This is a genomic window from Sphingomonas aerolata (genome assembly GCF_023935825.1).
GTDB lineage: Bacteria > Pseudomonadota > Alphaproteobacteria > Sphingomonadales > Sphingomonadaceae > Sphingomonas > Sphingomonas aerolata.
In genome coordinates this window covers 1,682,943-1,699,740 of record NZ_CP098762.1, presented here as the reverse complement: position 1 = coordinate 1,699,740, position 16,798 = coordinate 1,682,943, and the positions used below count along the sequence as shown (strand labels likewise).

General features: G+C 68.7%; 14 protein-coding genes and 1 tRNA gene. 12 read left to right on the top strand and 3 right to left on the bottom strand.

Features of this window, described 5'->3' with window-relative positions:
* Positions 1 to 64: 64 nt before the first annotated feature.
* The 5 genes from serS (at position 65) to NEF64_RS07960 (ending at position 5,196) form a co-directional block, all read left to right on the top strand.
* Positions 65 to 1,345: a serine--tRNA ligase gene (gene serS / locus NEF64_RS07980; RefSeq protein WP_056405934.1), complete on the top strand. Its 1,281-nt coding sequence runs from the start codon at positions 65 to 67 to the stop codon at positions 1,343 to 1,345.
* Positions 1,345 to 2,109, top strand: a complete 765-nt coding sequence (gene surE, locus NEF64_RS07975) for a 5'/3'-nucleotidase SurE (RefSeq protein ID WP_031396217.1) — start codon at positions 1,345 to 1,347, stop codon at positions 2,107 to 2,109. Before serS ends, surE begins: the two co-directional genes overlap by 1 nt.
* Positions 2,106 to 3,326: a peptidoglycan DD-metalloendopeptidase family protein gene (locus tag NEF64_RS07970; RefSeq protein ID WP_252574781.1), complete on the top strand. Its 1,221-nt coding sequence runs from the start codon at positions 2,106 to 2,108 to the stop codon at positions 3,324 to 3,326. The genes surE and NEF64_RS07970 overlap by 4 nt, the downstream gene beginning before the upstream one ends.
* 223 nt (positions 3,327 to 3,549) lie before the next feature.
* A complete protein-coding gene (gene tyrS / locus NEF64_RS07965) occupies positions 3,550 to 4,773 on the top strand; it encodes a tyrosine--tRNA ligase (protein ID WP_031395516.1) in 1,224 nt (407 codons plus the stop codon).
* A 105-nt stretch (positions 4,774 to 4,878) separates the two neighbouring features.
* Entirely contained in the window at positions 4,879 to 5,196 is a 318-nt protein-coding gene (locus NEF64_RS07960; RefSeq protein ID WP_031395517.1) for a PilZ domain-containing protein, read from the top strand.
* 12 nt (positions 5,197 to 5,208) lie between these two features.
* On the opposite strand, the gene recG is transcribed toward NEF64_RS07960, so the two are convergent.
* Complete coding sequence (gene recG / locus NEF64_RS07955; RefSeq protein WP_056405936.1) at positions 5,209 to 7,260, bottom strand: ATP-dependent DNA helicase RecG; 2,052 nt, start codon at positions 7,258 to 7,260, stop codon at positions 5,209 to 5,211.
* Between the two features lie 73 nt (positions 7,261 to 7,333).
* Between recG and NEF64_RS07950 the strand changes: the two genes are divergently transcribed.
* Both NEF64_RS07950 and mfd read left to right on the top strand, forming a co-directional pair.
* Positions 7,334 to 7,600: an FAD assembly factor SdhE gene (locus NEF64_RS07950; protein WP_252574780.1), complete on the top strand. Its 267-nt coding sequence runs from the start codon at positions 7,334 to 7,336 to the stop codon at positions 7,598 to 7,600.
* A gap of 128 nt (positions 7,601 to 7,728) precedes the next feature.
* Complete coding sequence (gene mfd / locus NEF64_RS07945) at positions 7,729 to 11,199, top strand: transcription-repair coupling factor (RefSeq protein ID WP_056405937.1); 3,471 nt, start codon at positions 7,729 to 7,731, stop codon at positions 11,197 to 11,199.
* A 12-nt stretch (positions 11,200 to 11,211) separates the two neighbouring features.
* Here the strand turns inward: mfd and NEF64_RS07940 are convergent, their stop codons facing one another.
* Both NEF64_RS07940 and NEF64_RS07935 read right to left on the bottom strand, forming a co-directional pair.
* Entirely contained in the window at positions 11,212 to 11,637 is a 426-nt protein-coding gene (locus NEF64_RS07940; protein ID WP_042466595.1) for a YybH family protein, read from the bottom strand.
* Between the two features lie 17 nt (positions 11,638 to 11,654).
* Positions 11,655 to 13,340, bottom strand: a complete 1,686-nt coding sequence (locus NEF64_RS07935; RefSeq protein ID WP_056405938.1) for a bifunctional diguanylate cyclase/phosphodiesterase — start codon at positions 13,338 to 13,340, stop codon at positions 11,655 to 11,657.
* Between the two features lie 115 nt (positions 13,341 to 13,455).
* Between NEF64_RS07935 and moaA the strand changes: the two genes are divergently transcribed.
* The 5 genes from moaA to NEF64_RS07910 all read left to right on the top strand — a co-directional run bounded on the left by moaA (position 13,456) and on the right by NEF64_RS07910 (position 16,763).
* Positions 13,456 to 14,484, top strand: coding sequence for a GTP 3',8-cyclase MoaA (gene moaA / locus NEF64_RS07930; RefSeq protein ID WP_056405939.1), 1,029 nt, complete (start codon positions 13,456 to 13,458; stop codon positions 14,482 to 14,484).
* Positions 14,481 to 15,260, top strand: coding sequence for an NAD kinase (locus NEF64_RS07925; protein ID WP_056405940.1), 780 nt, complete (start codon positions 14,481 to 14,483; stop codon positions 15,258 to 15,260). The genes moaA and NEF64_RS07925 overlap by 4 nt, the downstream gene beginning before the upstream one ends.
* 90 nt (positions 15,261 to 15,350) lie before the next feature.
* A tRNA-Asn gene (locus NEF64_RS07920) sits at positions 15,351 to 15,425 on the top strand.
* Between the two features lie 155 nt (positions 15,426 to 15,580).
* Entirely contained in the window at positions 15,581 to 16,411 is an 831-nt protein-coding gene (locus NEF64_RS07915; RefSeq protein ID WP_056409421.1) for an aldo/keto reductase, read from the top strand.
* A gap of 7 nt (positions 16,412 to 16,418) precedes the next feature.
* Positions 16,419 to 16,763 carry a hypothetical protein gene (locus tag NEF64_RS07910; RefSeq protein WP_056409420.1) on the top strand — a complete coding sequence of 115 codons (345 nt, stop codon included), beginning with the start codon at positions 16,419 to 16,421 and terminating at the stop codon, positions 16,761 to 16,763.
* Positions 16,764 to 16,798: the final 35 nt, after the last annotated feature.

Here is a 16,798-nt window from a genome sequence, read left to right as displayed (position 1 = left end):
TCCCCAACGTCCCGCGGGCGCACCGGGTTGCGCGCGCTTGCCGGCCTCGGCATAGCCTAGCGCCATGCATGATATCCGTCTGATCCGTGAAAACCCCGCCGCGTTCGACGCAGCCCTCGCCCGTCGCGGCGCTGCCCCCGCCAGCGACCGGCTCGTCGCCCTTGACGAGCGCCGCCGCGCGACGATCGCCGAAGCGCAGGCCGCGCAGACCCGCCGCAACGAGCTGTCCAAGGCGATCGGCCAGGCCAAGGCGCAGAAGGACGAGCCGCGCGCGCAGGCGTTGATGGCGGAAGTTGCCGCGCTGAAGGCCGCGCTGCCGACGCTCGAGGCCGACGAGGCGGCGCTGACCGCCGAGCTCGATGCGGCGCTCGCGGCTATCCCCAATCTGCCCGCATCGGACGTCCCTGCGGGGGTCGACGAGAGCGGGAATGTGCTCGTCCATGCACGCGGGACGAAGCCCGACTTCGCCTTCGCCCCGCGCGAGCATGACGTCGTCGGCCCGGCGATCGGGCTCGATTTCGAGACCGGCGTTGCGATGTCCGGTGCCCGTTTCACGCTGGTACGCGGCCCCGCCGCACGGCTGCAGCGCGCCCTCGGCCAGTTCATGCTCGACCGGCTGACGCGCGATCACGGCTTCGAGGAAGTCGCGCCGCCGTTGCTGGTGCGCGACGAGGCGGTGTTCGGCACGGGCCAGCTGCCCAAGTTTGCCGAGGACCTGTTCCGCACCACCGACGGCCGCTGGCTGATCCCGACCGCAGAGGTCAGCCTGACCAACATCGTGCGCGAACGGATCCTGACCGAAGGCGAACTGCCGCTCCGCTTCGCCGCGCTGACGCCGTGTTTCCGCTCGGAGGCAGGGTCGGCCGGTCGCGACACCCGCGGCTATATTCGCCAGCACCAGTTCGACAAGGTCGAGATGGTCGCGATCGTCACCCCGGACCAGTCCGAGGCCGAGCACGAGCGGATGACGCAGTGCGCCGAGGGCGTGCTCGACGCGTTGCAGCTTCCGTTCAGGCGGATGCTTCTATGCGGTGGCGATATGGGCTTCACCGCAGCACGCACCTATGATCTCGAAGTCTGGCTCCCCGGCCAGGCGCAGTATCGCGAGATATCCAGCATCTCGACCTGCACCGATTTTCAGGCGCGGCGCATGAACGCGCGCTATCGCCCCGAGGGTGAGAAGGCGACGCGGTTCGTCCACACGCTCAACGGCTCCAGCCTCGCGGTCGGCCGCACGCTCGTCGCGGTGATCGAGAATTATCAGCAGGCGGATGGCGCGGTCGCGGTGCCGACTGCGCTCCAGCCCTATCTGGGCGGCCTCACCCTGCTCAAGCCCGCTGCCTGATGCGGATCCTGCTGACCAATGACGACGGTTATCATGCGCGCGGGCTGAAGGTGCTCGAGGCGATCGCCGCGACGCTGTCCGACGATGTCTGGGTGGTGGCGCCGGCGGAGGAACAGTCGGGCGCGGGCCATTCGCTGACGCTGTCGCGACCGCTGCGCGTGCGCAAGTTCGCCGAGAAACGCTATGCCGTCGCCGGCACGCCGACCGATGCGGTGATGATGGCGCTGGCCCGCATCATGAAGGACAGCCCCCCCGACCTGATCCTGTCGGGGGTCAATCGCGGCGCCAACCTCGCCGAGGACGTGACCTATTCGGGCACAGTCTCCGCCGCGATGGAGGGTGCGCTGGCCGGGGTCCGGTCGATCGCGCTGAGCCAGGTCTATAGCCGGGAAGGCATGGGCGATTCGGTCCCGTTCGAGGTCGCGGCTGCCTGGGGCGAACGCGTCCTGCGCCCGCTGCTCGATGCGCCGCTCGCCCCCCGGACGCTCGTCAACGTCAACTTCCCCGTCGGCACGGCGGATGCGGTGCGCGGCATTCGCGTCGTCGGCCAGGGCCTGCGCGACTATGGCCGGTTGCAGATCGTCACCAACACCGACCCGCGCGGCTATGAGTATCACTGGTTCGCGCTGAGCGGCGCGGTCGAGACGCCGCTTCACGCGACCGATCTCGAGGCGATTGCGGACGGCTATATTTCGGTCACGCCGCTGCATCTCGATCTGACGCATGCCGAGTCGCTGGACATGCTGGGACGCGCCTACGCGTGACGCGCGCCGCCGCGATCCTGGGCGCGGCGCTGGCTCTCGCCGGGTGCATCCCGAGCGTCGACACGCCGGTCCGGTCCGACCGCGGGCCGCCGCCGCAGTCGCTCGAACGGATCCAGCGCCTCCCACCCGCCGACCCGCAGGACCGCTCCGCGAACGACGCGCGCGACCGCAGCGACGCCGCCCGATCCGACCCCTATGACGCTCCGCCGCGTCGGCGCACCTATCCGCGCCGCGCGGAGCGGCAGGACGCCAGCCCTGCCCCTTCACCCGTCCGGCGCGCCGATCGCATCCCCGTGCCCGTCTCGACGCTGCCCGCGCCGCGCCCCGCCTGGGAGGAGCGCCCGGTCGCGGCGGATGCGCAGCGGGTCGAGCAATCACTCTATACCGTCCGCCCGGGCGATACGCTGCTCGCCATCGCCGAACGTTCGGGGGCGAGCAGCGAGGCGATCGCGCGCGCCAACGCGATCGAACCGCCCTTCACGATCCAGACGGGACAGCGACTGACCATCCCGGCAGGCCGCTACCACCTCGTCCGGCGCGGCGAGACCGGGATCGCGATCGCTCGCGCCTACGGGGTCGCCTGGTCGCGCATCGTCACCGTCAACGCGCTGCTCGAACCCTATGTGCTGCGTGCGGGCCAGCGCATCGTCATCCCCGATACCGAAGGCGGCACCAGCCTTGCCGATCGAGCGGCTGCGTTCACGCTCGACGTCGACGACATCCTGACCGGCGGCGAGCCTGCGCTTGCGACCAACCAGGCGCCGGTCCGCCCGACCCCGACCCCGCGGCGCATCCTGCCGCCGAGCGCCGTCGTCACGGCGCCCGTACGGCTCGCGGGCGGCGGCTTCCTCTGGCCGGTCGACGGCCGCGTCGTGAAGCGGTTCGGCCACGGCGCCAGCGGCGAACGCAATGACGGCATAAAGATCGCGGTTCCGGTATCGACCCCGATCCGCGCCACCGCCGACGGCGTCGTCGCCTATGTCGGCGACGGCATTGCCGCGCTCGGCGGGCTGGTGATCGTCAAGCATGGCGGCGGCTGGACCAGCGTCTATGGCCATGCCTCGAAACTGCTGGTCCAGCGTGGCCAGAGCGTGAAGCGCGGCCAGACGATCGCGCTCTCAGGCGACACCGGATTCGCCGATCGCCCCGAACTCCATTTCGAACTCCGCAAGGGCCGCACCCCGGTCGACCCGTCGTCGCAGCTGCCGCGGATGTAACCGGCGTGTACGTTGCCTCGGACTCACCGTCCCAAAATCCGTCATCCTGACGAAAGTCAGGATCCAGAGCGATGAGCGCCAGGGCGTGTAACCCTGGATCCTGACTTTCGTCAGGATGAAGGTTGAGGATGTGATGACCGTCCAGAATGCGATGACGGCGGGACGTGACGATGACCACGCCGCCGGGATGACGGAGCGCACAACCGCTGCTAGTGGCTCCTCCATGACCTACCAGTCCGACCTGCTCACCACGCTGACCGCGCGCGGTTATGTCCACCAGATGACCGACGCCGCCGCGCTCGACGCGCTCGCGGGCAAGCAGGTCGTACCCGGCTATATCGGCTTCGACCCGACCGCGCCGTCGCTCCACGTCGGCAGCCTCGTCCAGATCATGCTACTCCGTCGGCTCCAGCAGACCGGCCACAAGCCGATCGTCCTGATGGGCGGCGGCACCGGCAAGATCGGCGATCCGAGCTTCAAGGACGAGGCGCGCAAGCTGCTCGGCGAGGACGGCATCAAGGCCAACGTCGCCTCGATCCGCCGCATCTTCGAACGCTTCCTGACGTTCGGCGACGGCCCCACGGACGCGGTGATGCTCGACAATGCCGAGTGGCTCGACGCGCTCGAATATATCCCGTTCCTGCGCGACGTCGGCCAGCATTTCTCGGTCAACCGGATGCTCGCCTTCGATTCGGTGAAGCTCCGCCTCGACCGCGAACAGTCGCTGAGCTTCCTCGAATTCAACTACATGATCCTTCAGGCGTACGACTTTCTCGAACTGTCGCGCCGCGCCGGCTGCCGGCTGCAGATGGGCGGCTCCGATCAATGGGGCAACATCGTCAACGGCATCGAGCTTTCGCGCCGGATGGACAGCACCGAGGTCTACGGCGTCACCACCCCGCTGATCACGACCGCGGACGGCGGCAAGATGGGCAAGACGATGTCGGGCGCGGTCTGGCTGCACGAGGACCAGCTGCCGCACTTCGATTACTGGCAGTTCTGGCGCAACACCGACGACCGCGACGTCGGCCGGTTCCTGCGGCTGTTCACCGACATGCCGCTCGACGAGATCGCGCGTCTCGAGGCGCTCGAAGGCGCGGAGATCAATGCCGCGAAGGTCGTCCTCGCGAACGAGGCGACCGCGATGTGCCGCGGCCGCGATGCCGCCGAGCAGGCCGCGGAGACCGCGCGCAAGACCTTCGAGGAAGGCGCGTCGGGCGACGCGCTGCCGAGTCTCGTCTGCACCGGGACCGGCATCGGCGTCGTCGAGGCGCTGGTCGGGCTCGGCTTCGTCGCATCGAACGGCGAAGCACGACGCAAGATCGGCGAAGGCGCAGTCCGTGTCGACGGCGAACCACTGCGCGACCCCGCCGCCACGATCCCCGTCGCCGCGCCGGTCCGCCTCAGCCTCGGCAAGAAGCGTCACGGAATGCTGCTGCCCGGCTGACCCGCCGGACCGGCACGGTCATGAACACTGCGTTAGGGATGGTTGGTGGCACGGGCTTCATGATGTCGGCCTAGCCCTCGACCGGGGCACAGCGGGGACTGACCAATGCCGAACCAAGCGATGTCGAGGCACGAGACGCGGTCTGAGCCGCGCGACGAAGTGATGCACCGCACGCGTGCGGCGGACAGCGCAGGCACCGAATTGAGGCTTACGTTGGTCAACGTCTCGCCAAGCGGCCTCATGGCGCGCTGCGACGGCGTTTTGGACGCCGGCGAGCGGCTCCACGTCCGCATGCCGATCGTCGGTGACATCCTCGCCCACGTCCGCTGGTCGCTCGGCGGACGGATCGGCTGCGCGTTCGACCGGACGATCCCGCCCAAGGCCTATTACGGCATGCTCGCGGCGATGCTCCGCACCAGCTGACCGGGCCGCCCGTCAGCCCGATCGCAGCAACGCCACCCCGGCATCGCGGTCGAACAGGTACAGCGCGGTGCGTGCCGCCTGCCCCCGCGGTCCCTCCAGCCCGCCGTCGCGATCGATCAGCAACCGCGCATCGTCATGCGCGCATTGCAGCAGGTCGGCCATCATGTCGGGCGTCGCGAGCCGGAACGCCATCTCGCCCGACTGCTTCGTGCCCAGCAGTTCGCCCGCGCCGCGCAACCGCAGATCCTCCTCGGCGATCCGGAAGCCGTCATTGGTCTCGCGCATCAAAGCCAGCCGCGCGCGCGACGTCTCGCTGAGCGAGTTCCCACGCATCAGCAGGCAGATCGACCGCCCGCTCCCGCGCCCGACCCGCCCACGCAACTGATGCAGCTGCGCGAGACCAAACCGGTCGGCATGCTCGATCACGATCAACGTAGCATTGGGCACGTCGACGCCGACCTCGATCACCGTCGTCGCAACCAGCACCGCGGTGCGCGCGGCGGAGAACTCGGCCATCACCGCGTCCTTCTCGGCGGGCTTCATCCGGCCATGGACGAGCGCCACCTTGTCGCCGAACCGCGCACGCAGCGTCTCCGCGCGCATCTCCGCGGCCGCGAGGTCGCTCTTCTCGCTCTCCTCGACCAGCGGGCACACCCAATAGGCCTGCCCGCCGTCGGCGAGATGCCGGCCGAGCGCATTGACCACGTCGTCAAGCCGATCCTCCGAAATCACCCGTGTCTCGATCGGCTGGCGGCCCGGCGGCATCTCGTCGAGCCGGCTGACGTCCATTTCGCCATATTGCGCCAGCGTCAGCGTGCGCGGGATCGGCGTCGCGGTCATCGCCAGCAGATGCGGCGGCGCGATCCCCTTGGCCTGGAGCGTCATCCGTTGCGCGACGCCGAACCGATGCTGCTCGTCGACCACCACCAGCGCAAGGTCCTTATAGGCGACCGCATCCTGGAAGATCGCGTGCGTGCCGACGAGGATATCGATCTCGCCGCTCGCCAGCGCCATCAGCGTCGCCTCGCGCACGCGCCCCTTGTCGCGCCCAGTCAGCACGCCGACCTCGATCGGAAGGCCCGCGAGCGTCTTGCGCAGCGTCTCGTAATGCTGGCGCGCGAGGATCTCGGTCGGCGCGAGCATCGCCGCCTGCGCCCCCGCCTCGACCGCGATCAGCATCGCCATCGCCGCAACCAGCGTCTTGCCCGAGCCGACATCGCCCTGCAGCAGCCGCAGCATCGGCGCGGTCTGCGCGAGGTCGCCCTCGATCTCCCCCACTGTCCGCGATTGCGCGCCGGTCAGCGTATAGGGCAGCTTTAGCATGCCCCGCAGCCGCCCGTCGCCGTGGAGCGCACGCCCGCGTCGTTTCCGCGTATCGGCACGCACGAGCGTCATCGCGAGCTGGTTGGCGAACACCTCGTCATAGGCCAGCCGCTCGCGCGCCTTGGCATCCGACGGGTCGGCGTGGATCCGCGCCAGCGATTCGTGCCAGCCCGGCCATTCGCGTTTCGCCTTCAGCCCGGGCTCGATCCACTCGGCCAGATCGGGCGCCCGCGCGACCGCCTGCGTCGTCAGCGCCGCCAGCCGCCGCGAGGTCAGCCCCTCCGACAGCGGATAGATCGGCTCGCGCTCGCGCAACTCCTCGTCCTGCTCGACGATGTCCGGGTGAACGATCTGCAGTTCCTGGCCATATTCGTCGAGCCGTCCCGACACGCGCCTGGCCTCGCCGATCGGCAGCAGCTTCTTCGCCCAGCCCGAACTGCCGCCGAAGAAGACGAGGCTGACATAATTGCCATGCTCGTCGGTCGCCTGCACCCGCGTCGGGCCACGCCCCGCGCTGACGCGATACTCGCGCGCGGTCAGCGTGATGACGATGATCCGCCCGGCATCGCTCGACATCAGCTCGGTGCGGGGCACCCGATCGACATAGCCGGTCGGCAGATGGAAGGCGACGTCGACGACGCGCGCGAGCCCGAGCCGGTCGAGCGGCTTGGCGAGCGCAGGCCCCACCCCTTTCAGGACGAGGGTTTCGGCGAACAGCGGATTGAGGATTTCGGGTCGCATGACTATCTGCCCCCTATAGCCCAGCCGACGCCCGCCGCCAGCGGGTCGCCGGTCAATCGGCGTTGGAGATATGATGGACCACGAAACCCGCATCAAGCGCCTCGGCTTCCGCAGCTCGCACCGCGGCACGCGCGAAGCCGACATGATGATCGGCGGCTTCTTCGAAACCTATGGCCGCAGCTGGACGCCCGAGCAGCTCGACTGGTTCGAGGCGCTGCTCGAACAGCAGGACGTCGACATCATGGGCTGGGCGATCGGCTCGATTCCCTGCCCGCCCGAATGGGACGGCCTGATGATGCAGGCGATGCGCGACATCAACTACGTCACGGTCGTGAAGTAACGCCGAGATACTGTTCCCCGGCGAAGGCCGGGGCCCAGTTGGGGGACGTCGATGATTGACGTCAAAACCTGATTTAAGATTGCCTTCCCAACTGGGCCCCGGCCTTCGCCGGGGAACGAGAAGCGAATATGCCAGATCTGAACACGATCCTCTCCGCGACGACCCCGCTGACCTTGTCAGGCGTGCCGTCGGGGTTCCAGCCGTCGCTGCTCGCCGACCTCGCCCGCGCCGCAAAGACGCGCGCGGTGTTCATCGCGCCCGATGATGCGGCGATGCGCGCGATCGCCTCGACCGCGGCCTATTTCGCGCCCGATCTCGAGGTGCTGAGCTTCCCCGCCTGGGATTGCCTTCCCTATGACCGCGCCTCGCCGACCCTGCGGATCATGGCCGAGCGCGTCGCCGCGCTGCACCGCCTGCAGGCCAAGCCCAAGGGCCCACAACTCCTGCTCACCACGGTCAACGCGGCGACCCAGCGCGTCCTGACCCCCTTCCGCGTCCGCCAGCTCGTCGCCCGCCTCGCGCCCGGCGAACGGATCGGCCGCGACAAGCTCGCCACGTTGCTCCAGGCGAACGGCTATGTCCGCACCGACACCGTCCACGACCAGGGCGAATATGCGGTCCGCGGCGGCATCGTCGATCTCTACCCGTCGGGCGAGGACCATGCGCTGCGCCTCGACTTCTTCGGCGACGAGATCGAGAGCGTCCGCACCTTCGACGCCGCCGACCAGCGCACCACCGGCCGGATCGACGGCTTCGTCTTGCTCCCCGCCTCCGAAGCCCTGCTCGACGAGGAATCGATCAAGCGCTTCCGCACGCGCTACCGCGACGCGTTCGGCGCGACCGCGACGGGCGACCCGATGTATCAGGCGATCTCGGACGGCCGCCGCATCGCCGGGATGGAGCATTGGCTGCCGCTGTTCGAGGACAAGATGGCGACGCTGTTCGACCATCTCGGCGGTGACGACGTCGTGGTCCGCGACAGCGGGGTCGGCGCCGCGGCGGAGAGCCGGTTCGAATCGATCACCGATTATTACGCGAACCGCCGGCGCGCCGAAGCCGCGCAGCCCGGCAGCTATCGCCCGCTGGGGGCAACCGCGCTCTATCTCGACGCGCCGCACTGGTCCGTCGCGCTCGACGCCGCCACCGCGCATGTCGTCACGCCCTTCCACGAACCGACCAGCGCCACCGTGCTCGACTTCGACGTCGACGGCCCGCGCGATTTCGGCCCCGAACGCGCCGCACAGGCGAACATCTACGAAGCCGTCGCCGATCACGTCGAGAAACTGCGCAAGCAGGGTCGCAAGCCGATCCTCGCCAGCTATTCGATCGGCGCGCGCGAACGTCTGGGGAGCCTGCTCGCCGATCACGGGATGAAGGGCGGCAAGCAGGCCGAAACCTGGCAGGAAGCGCTCGGCGTCGCAGATACGGCAAAAAGCTTCGGTGTCGCGCTGGTCGTCCTCCCGCTCGACCACGGCTTTACCGCGCCCGGCGTCGCGGTCCTCACCGAGCAGGACATGCTCGGCGACCGCCTCGTCCACCGCAAGAAGCGCAAGAAATCCGCCGACGCGTTCCTCGCCGAACTGGCGACGCTGACGCCCGGCGATCTGGTCGTCCACACCGAGCACGGCATCGGCCGCTACGAAGGCCTGACCTCGATCCCGGTCGGCCAGAGCCCGCACGACTGCGTCGCGCTGAGCTATGCCGGCGGCGACAAGCTCTACGTACCCGTCGAGAATATCGACGTCCTCTCGCGCTACGGCTCGTCGGAGGAAGGCGCATCGCTCGACAAGCTGGGCGGCGAAGGCTGGCAGCGTCGCAAGTCGAAGATGAAGGAGCGGATCCGCGAGATTGCGGGCGAGCTCATCGCGACCGCCGCCGAGCGCGCGCTCCATCCCGGCGACGTGCTCGAACCCGACGCCAGCGGCTATCCCAGCTTCGTCGATCGCTTCCCCTATGAGGAGACCGAGGATCAGGACCGCGCGATCGAGGAGGTTCTCGCCGATCTGTCCGCGGGCAAGCCGATGGACCGGCTCGTCGTCGGCGATGTCGGCTTCGGCAAGACCGAGGTCGCGCTGCGCGCCGCGTTCGTCGCGGCGATGGGCGGCAAGCAGGTCGCGATCGTGTGCCCGACGACATTGCTCGCGCGCCAGCACTACAACAACTTCGTCAGCCGGTTCGAAGGCTTCCCGATGAACATGGGCCGCCTCTCGCGGCTCGTCACCGCGAGCGAGGCGAAAGCGACCAAGGAGGGGCTGGCGAACGGCACGATCGACGTCGTCATCGGCACGCACGCGCTGCTGGCGAAGAATATCGACTTCAAGCGGCTCGGCCTCGTCGTCGTCGACGAGGAGCAGCGGTTCGGCGTCACGCACAAGGAGCGGCTGAAGGCGCTCCGGGCCGACGTCCACATGCTGACGCTGACCGCGACGCCGATCCCGCGCACGTTGCAGATGGCGATGTCGGGTATCCGCGAGCTGTCGGTGATCCAGACCCCGCCGGTCGATCGCCTCGCGGTGCGCACCTACATCATGCCCTTCGACCCCGTCGTGCTGCGCGAGGCGCTGCTGCGCGAGCATTATCGTGGCGGGCAGAGCTTCGTCGTCACCCCGCGCGTCGCCGACCTGCCCGAGATCGAGGAGTTCCTGCGCGAACAGGTGCCCGAGATCCGCTTCGTCGTCGCACACGGACAGATGTCGCCGACCGAGGTCGAAGAGCGCATGTCCGCCTTCTACGACAAGAAGTTCGAGGTGCTCGTCTCGACCACGATCATCGAGAGCGGGATCGACATTGCGTCCGCCAACACGATGATCGTCCACCGCGCCGACCGCTTCGGCCTCGCCCAGCTCTATCAGCTACGCGGGCGCGTCGGCCGTTCGAAGACGCGCGCCTATGCCTATCTGGTCACCCCGCCCGAGCGGCAGATGACGGTGACCGCCGAGAAGCGGCTGAAAGTGCTGTCCGATCTGGATTCGCTCGGGGCCGGGTTCCAGCTGGCGAGCCACGATCTCGATATCCGCGGGGCCGGCAACATGCTCGGCGACGAGCAGACCGGGCATATTAAGGAGGTCGGCTTCGAACTCTACCAGGCGATGCTCGAGGAGGCGATCATGGACGCCAAGTCGGGCGGTCTCGCCTCTGCGCGCCCGAAGGACTTCTCGCCGCAGATCACGGTCGACGCGCCGATCCTCATCCCCGAGGAGTATGTCCCTGATCTCGACCTCCGGATGGGGCTGTATCGCCGCCTGAACGAGCTCGAGGAAGGTCAGGAGATCGAGGCGTTCGCCGCCGAGATGATCGACCGCTTCGGCCCGCTGCCCGACGCGACCGAGAATCTGATCAGGGTCATCGAGATCAAGCTGAACGCGAAGCGCGCCTGCGTGTCGAAGATCGACGTCGGCCCGCGCGGCGTGCTGGTCTCGTTCCACAACGACACCCCGCCCAACATCGACAAGCTGCTCGCCTATGTCGAACGGCTCAACGGCGTCGCGCGGCTGCGGCCCGACAGCAAGCTGGTGCTCCAGCGCGCCTGGGGCGATCCCAAGGCACGGCTGCACGGTGCGCTGCAATTGTCGAAGGGGCTGGCAAAGGCGGCGGGCTGAGCGCCGCCGCGCTCAGCTGCTGTGATCGGCGACGATCTTCCATGCATCGCCGCGCCGCTCGAACAGCAAGGTCGTCATCCCCGTCTCGGTCGAGGTCGCGCCGGTCAGTGTCCAGCGCGCGACCAGCAGGGCATGCGTCGGATCGATCCCGCGCAGCTCGGCGGGAACGAAGCTCAGCTGCCCCCGGCTATTGCCACCACCCGTGAAGCTCGGCGCATAGCGCGCTGTTATTGCGGCCTTTCCGCGCACCAGACCCTTGGGCGTCACGAACACCGCATCCTCGGCATAGACCGCGACGAACCGGGCGAGATCGCCCGCATTCCACCCCGCCGCGCTCGCCGCCATCGCTTCCCGGATCGCCACCGATGCGGGTGCCCGGTCGGGCGCGGCCAGCGCGGGCGTGACGGCGATCGTCGCCGCAGCAACCGCGACGATCATGGCAGATCCTGCCCGGCTCATGTCCGGGTCACCAGTTCGAGCAAGGCCGCGTCGCCGACCGGCTCGGACAGCAGGAAGCCCTGATACAGGCTGGCCCCGCACGCTGCGAGCAGCTCCAGCTGCTCGCGCGTCTCGACCCCCTCGGCGATCACCGACAGGCCGAGCGACCGCGCCATCGTGATCGCGCCGGCGACGACGACCCGGTCGCGCGGGCTGCCGCCAATGTCGTGGACCAGCGCCTTGTCGATCTTCACATAATCGAGCGGCAGATCCTTCAGATAGGCGAGGCTCGAATAGCCCGTGCCGAAATCATCGATCGCGACGCGGCACCCCGCCCCGCGCAATTCGGTGAGCAGCGTCGACGCGCTGGCGAGATCCGCAATCAGCCCGGTCTCGGTAATCTCCACGGTCAGGCGCCCGCGCGGAAAGCCGCTATCGTCGACCCGCGCGAGGAACAGCGTGGCGAAGCCGGGCCGCGCGATATCCGCCGCGGTGAGGTTGAGCGACACGCGCAGCGTCGCCAGCGCCTCGGGCCATGCCAGCGCGCGTGCCAGGACCAGCCGCTGGATATGGTCGGACAGCGCGATCCCCAGATCGGCGCGGTCCGCGGCCGCGAACAGCGCATCCGCGCCCAGCGGCCCCAGCTTGCGGTGATCCCAGCGCGCGAGCGCCTCGACGCCCGTGATCCGTCCGCTCGCAATCTCGACCTGCGGCTGGAAGCGGATGTCGATCTCGTCGAGCTCGATCGCGTGGTGCAGGTCGATCGCCAGCGCATCGAGCGACATGTCGTGCGCCGCCGATGCGATCTGCAGCATCGCGCCGTCGCTGGTCTTGGCCTTGGCGAGCGCACCGAACGCGCGCCGCATCAACGTCGCGGCACCGTCCGCCGGATCGCTCGGATCCCCCGGCTGGTGGCTCGCGACACCGAACCGGCAGCCGAGCACCGCCAGCGCATTGGCGACCGCGAACGGCCGCGCCAGCGCCTCGTCGAGTGCCGCGATCAGCGCGGCGATGTCCGTGGCCCCGGCCCCGACCACGAGCGCGAGATCCGCGCCGCCGAGACGCGCGACGCGCGCGGCGCCCGCCATCGCCTCGGCCGCGACCGCCTCCGCCCGCTCGACCGCGACCTCGATCAGCGAATCGACCGCGGGCCGACCATGCGCAGCATTGACGATGTCGAGCCGCGACAGCGAGACGAGCACGACGGAGACCGGCTGTCCGTCGCCGATCCGCGCCGCGATCCACTGCTGCGCGAGGTTCGGATCGCGACCGAAGCGTGCGCCGGCCATCGCGTCGCGGCGGTCGACGATGCCCGGCCGGCCCGGCGCGCGCGTCACATGACGCGCCGCGAAGCGCAGCGACTGGATCAGTTCGCCGTCGCTCGCCGGATCGATCAGGAAATGCGTCGCCCCCAGCTCGAACACGCGGTCGAGCGCCGTACAGTCGCGGCGCGAAAGGACGAACAGCAGCGCCCCGCCATCCTCGGCGACCCGGGGGGCGATCGTCTGCGCCGCCGCCAGCCCCTGCGCGATCGCCCCGCGCGCATCGATCAGCGCGACCGGCGCGCCGCTTTCGACATAGGCCGGGTCGATACCGCTAGCGGTCGCAGTGACCACCGCATCCCAGCCGCAAGCCACCGCAATATCAGCGATCTCCGCGAAGTGACGGAACGAGCATGCGAACAGCATCGTTCTGTTCAGCATGTCCTTTGTATCCAGTGTGGCCGGTGTCATCGCCGACAACCTAGCCACCCCATCGCCCGTCGCCAATCCTGGAACGCACTTGCCGCTCGACACTGCACCACCTAGCTCTGTTGCTATGGCGTCTCACTCCCCTTCGAGCCACTCCGCAACCGTCGATCGTCCGCTGGTCGACCGGCATCAGCGGACGATCAAATATCTGCGGATTTCGGTCACCGACCGCTGCGATCTGCGGTGCCGTTACTGCATGTCCGAGGCGATGACCTTCCTCCCGCGCGCCAAGCTGTTGAGCCTCGACGAGATCGCGATCATCGCCGAGCGGTTCATCGCGCGCGGCGTGACCAAGATCCGCCTGTCGGGCGGCGAGCCGCTCGTCCGTCGCGACGTCGGCGATCTCGTCAAGCGACTGGGTGGCAATCTCGGCCGCGGGCTCGAGGAGCTGACGATGACCACCAACGGCACGCGGCTGGCCGAGCATGCGCCGGCGATGGTCGATGCGGGCATCCGCCGCGTCAATGTCAGCATGGACAGCCGCGATCCCGAACGGTTCCGCTACATCACCCGGCACGGCGACGTCGCGCAGGTGATCGGCGGCATCATGGCGGCGCGCGATGCGGGCCTCGCGATCAAGATCAACATGGTCGCGCTCAAGGGCTTCAACGAGGACGAGATCGCACCGATGCTCGCCTGGTGCCGCGACGAGGGCTTCGATCTGTCCCTGATCGAGACGATGCCGCTCGGCGCGATCGACGAGGACCGCACCGACCGGTTCCTCCCGCTGACCGGCGTGTTCCGCGATCTCGAGACCCGGTTCCGGCTCGAACGCGACTCGTACAAGACGGGCGGACCGGCACGCTACTGGAACGTCGACGGCACCGGTACGCGGCTCGGGCTCATCTCGCCGCTGACCGCCAATTTCTGCGAAGGCTGCAACCGCGTTCGTCTCACCACCGAGGGCAAGCTGTACCTGTGCCTCGGGCATGACGATCAGGTCGACCTGAAGGGTGCGCTGCGTGACGGCGGCATCGCCGGGCTCGACGCGGCGATCGACGCTGGCCTCTACGCCAAGCCCAAGCGGCACGACTTCCGCATCGGCGAGGGCGAAGGTCCCGCGGTCGCGCGTCACATGAGCGTCACCGGCGGGTGACCGACTATGTCCGCCGGGCGCTGGTAGCCTCCGCCACCCCGCCGGCACAGGCCGCCGCCGCCCAGCTCGCCGATCTGGGCGACTGGGTCGAGCCCGAGGAGGCGGATGTCGTCATCGCGCTGGGCGGAGACGGGTTCATGCTGCAGACGCTCCATGCGATGCTCGAAAGGCGCAAGCCCGCGGTCCCGGTCTTCGGAATGAATCTGGGTACCGTCGGCTTCCTGATGAACGAGTGGCGGCATCACGGCCTCGAAGACCGCCTTTCGCGCGCCAAGCCGTTCAAGGTCACGCCGCTGAGCATGACCGCGACCGGAATCGACGGACGCACCCTCACCCTCCCCGCGATCAACGAGGTCTCGCTGCTGCGCGAGACGCGCCAGACTGCCAAGCTCGAGGTGACGGTCAACGACCGCGTCGTGCTCGCCGAACTGGCCTGTGACGGCATCCTGGTCGCGACGCCCGCGGGCTCGACCGCCTACAACCTCTCCGCGCAGGGCCCGATCCTGCCGCTCGGTTCGGGCATGGTCGCGCTGACGCCGATCAGCCCGTTCCGCCCGCGGCGCTGGCGCGGTGCGATCCTGCCCGACAAGGCGCGGATCGGCATCCGCGTCCTCGACCCCGGCAAACGCCCCGTCTCCGCGGTCGCCGACCAGCGCGAGATCCGCGACGTGGCACAGGTCGACATCTGCATGGACCGTGCGCGTGAACTCACCCTGCTCTTCGATCCCGAGCATGCGCTCGACGACCGCATCACGATGGAACAGTTCGCAGCATAGCCCCGGCCCCGGCGCAATTTGTTGCAGAAATCGACAAAAACCGGGTTGCATCGTCCAACTGGCCGTTTATAGAGCCGCCTCCGGCAACGTTCCCTGATAGCTCAGCGGTAGAGCTCTCGACTGTTAATCGAGTGGCCGTAGGTTCGAATCCTACTCAGGGAGCCATTTTCAAGCCGCGAGAGCTCGCTTCTGGCGAGACGCCCCGCGCCAGACCGCGGCAAGATCCCCCGATACACTATTTGCAATACAACCCTCACGGCACGCATCCCGCGCGTCCGACCGGCGTTGACCCCTGACGACCAGAGCGATTGGGGCAGACGATGAAATCGGTGATTCTCCCGGGCGGCGAGACGGTGCCAGCCCTGGGCCAGGGAAGCTGGATGATGGGCGAGCGCGCCGATCGTCGCGAGGCCGAAACCGCAGCGTTGCGCGCAGGCGTCGAGTGCGGGATGACGCTGATCGACACGGCGGAGATGTACGGCGACGGCGCCGCCGAGACGCTGATCGGTGATGCGCTCCAAGATGTCCGCGACACGCTGTTCCTCGTCAGCAAGGCCTATCCCCAGAACGCCTCGCGCGATCGCCTCACCGCCGCCTGCGAGGCGAGCCTTGCGCGGCTGAGGACCGACCGGCTTGACCTGTATCTGCTGCACTGGCGCGGGTCGGTACCACTGGCCGAGACGGTCGAGGCGATGGAACGGCTCAAGACAGCGGGCAAGATCCGCCACTGGGGTGTCAGCAATCTCGATACGCAGGACATGGCCGAGCTCGCGGCGGCGGGCGGACAGGGCTGCGCGACCGATCAGATCCTCTACAATCTGACCCGGCGTGGTCCCGAGCATGACCTCCTCCCCTGGCTCGACCGTCACGACATTCCCGTCATGGCCTATAGTCCGGTCGAACAGGGCCGGCTCCTCGCCGATCCGGCACTGGCGCGGATCGCCGGGGACATCGGCGCGACGCCCGCGCAGGTCGCGCTCGCCTGGGTCCTGCAACGCCCCGCGACGATCGCGATCCCGAAGGCCGCGAGCGTCGCGCATGTCCGCGAAAACCGGGCAGCCGCCGATCTCGTGCTGTCGGCCGAGGATCTTGCCGCGCTCGACACGGCGTTTCCCCGCCCGCGGTCGCCACAACCGCTCGCAATGCTCTGAGCGCGGCATGGCCGGCAGCACGCCCCCCAAGGCCTATCCGACGACCCCCGACGGCCGCTATTTCGTCGTCCGCGGCCGATTGTGGCGGTGCGCGGATCCGTCGCTGCCCGAAGCCGATCGTGCCGAGTTGGTGCGGGCACTGATGGCGGCGCGACGCGCGGTCGGCTTGGCCCGACGTCGGGACGATGCCGACGCGGTCGCCGCTGCACGTGCCGACGTCGACGCGGCCAAGCATGGGCTCGGCGAACGCGGCCCGGTCTGGTGGCATGACGGGTCGCCCGACTATAACCGCCACATGGCCGCCAACACCCCCTATGCGACGTGGTTCGCGGGAATTTCGCCGTCGATCTGAGCCGATGCGGCGACTGGTACGTTGTACAGGGATGA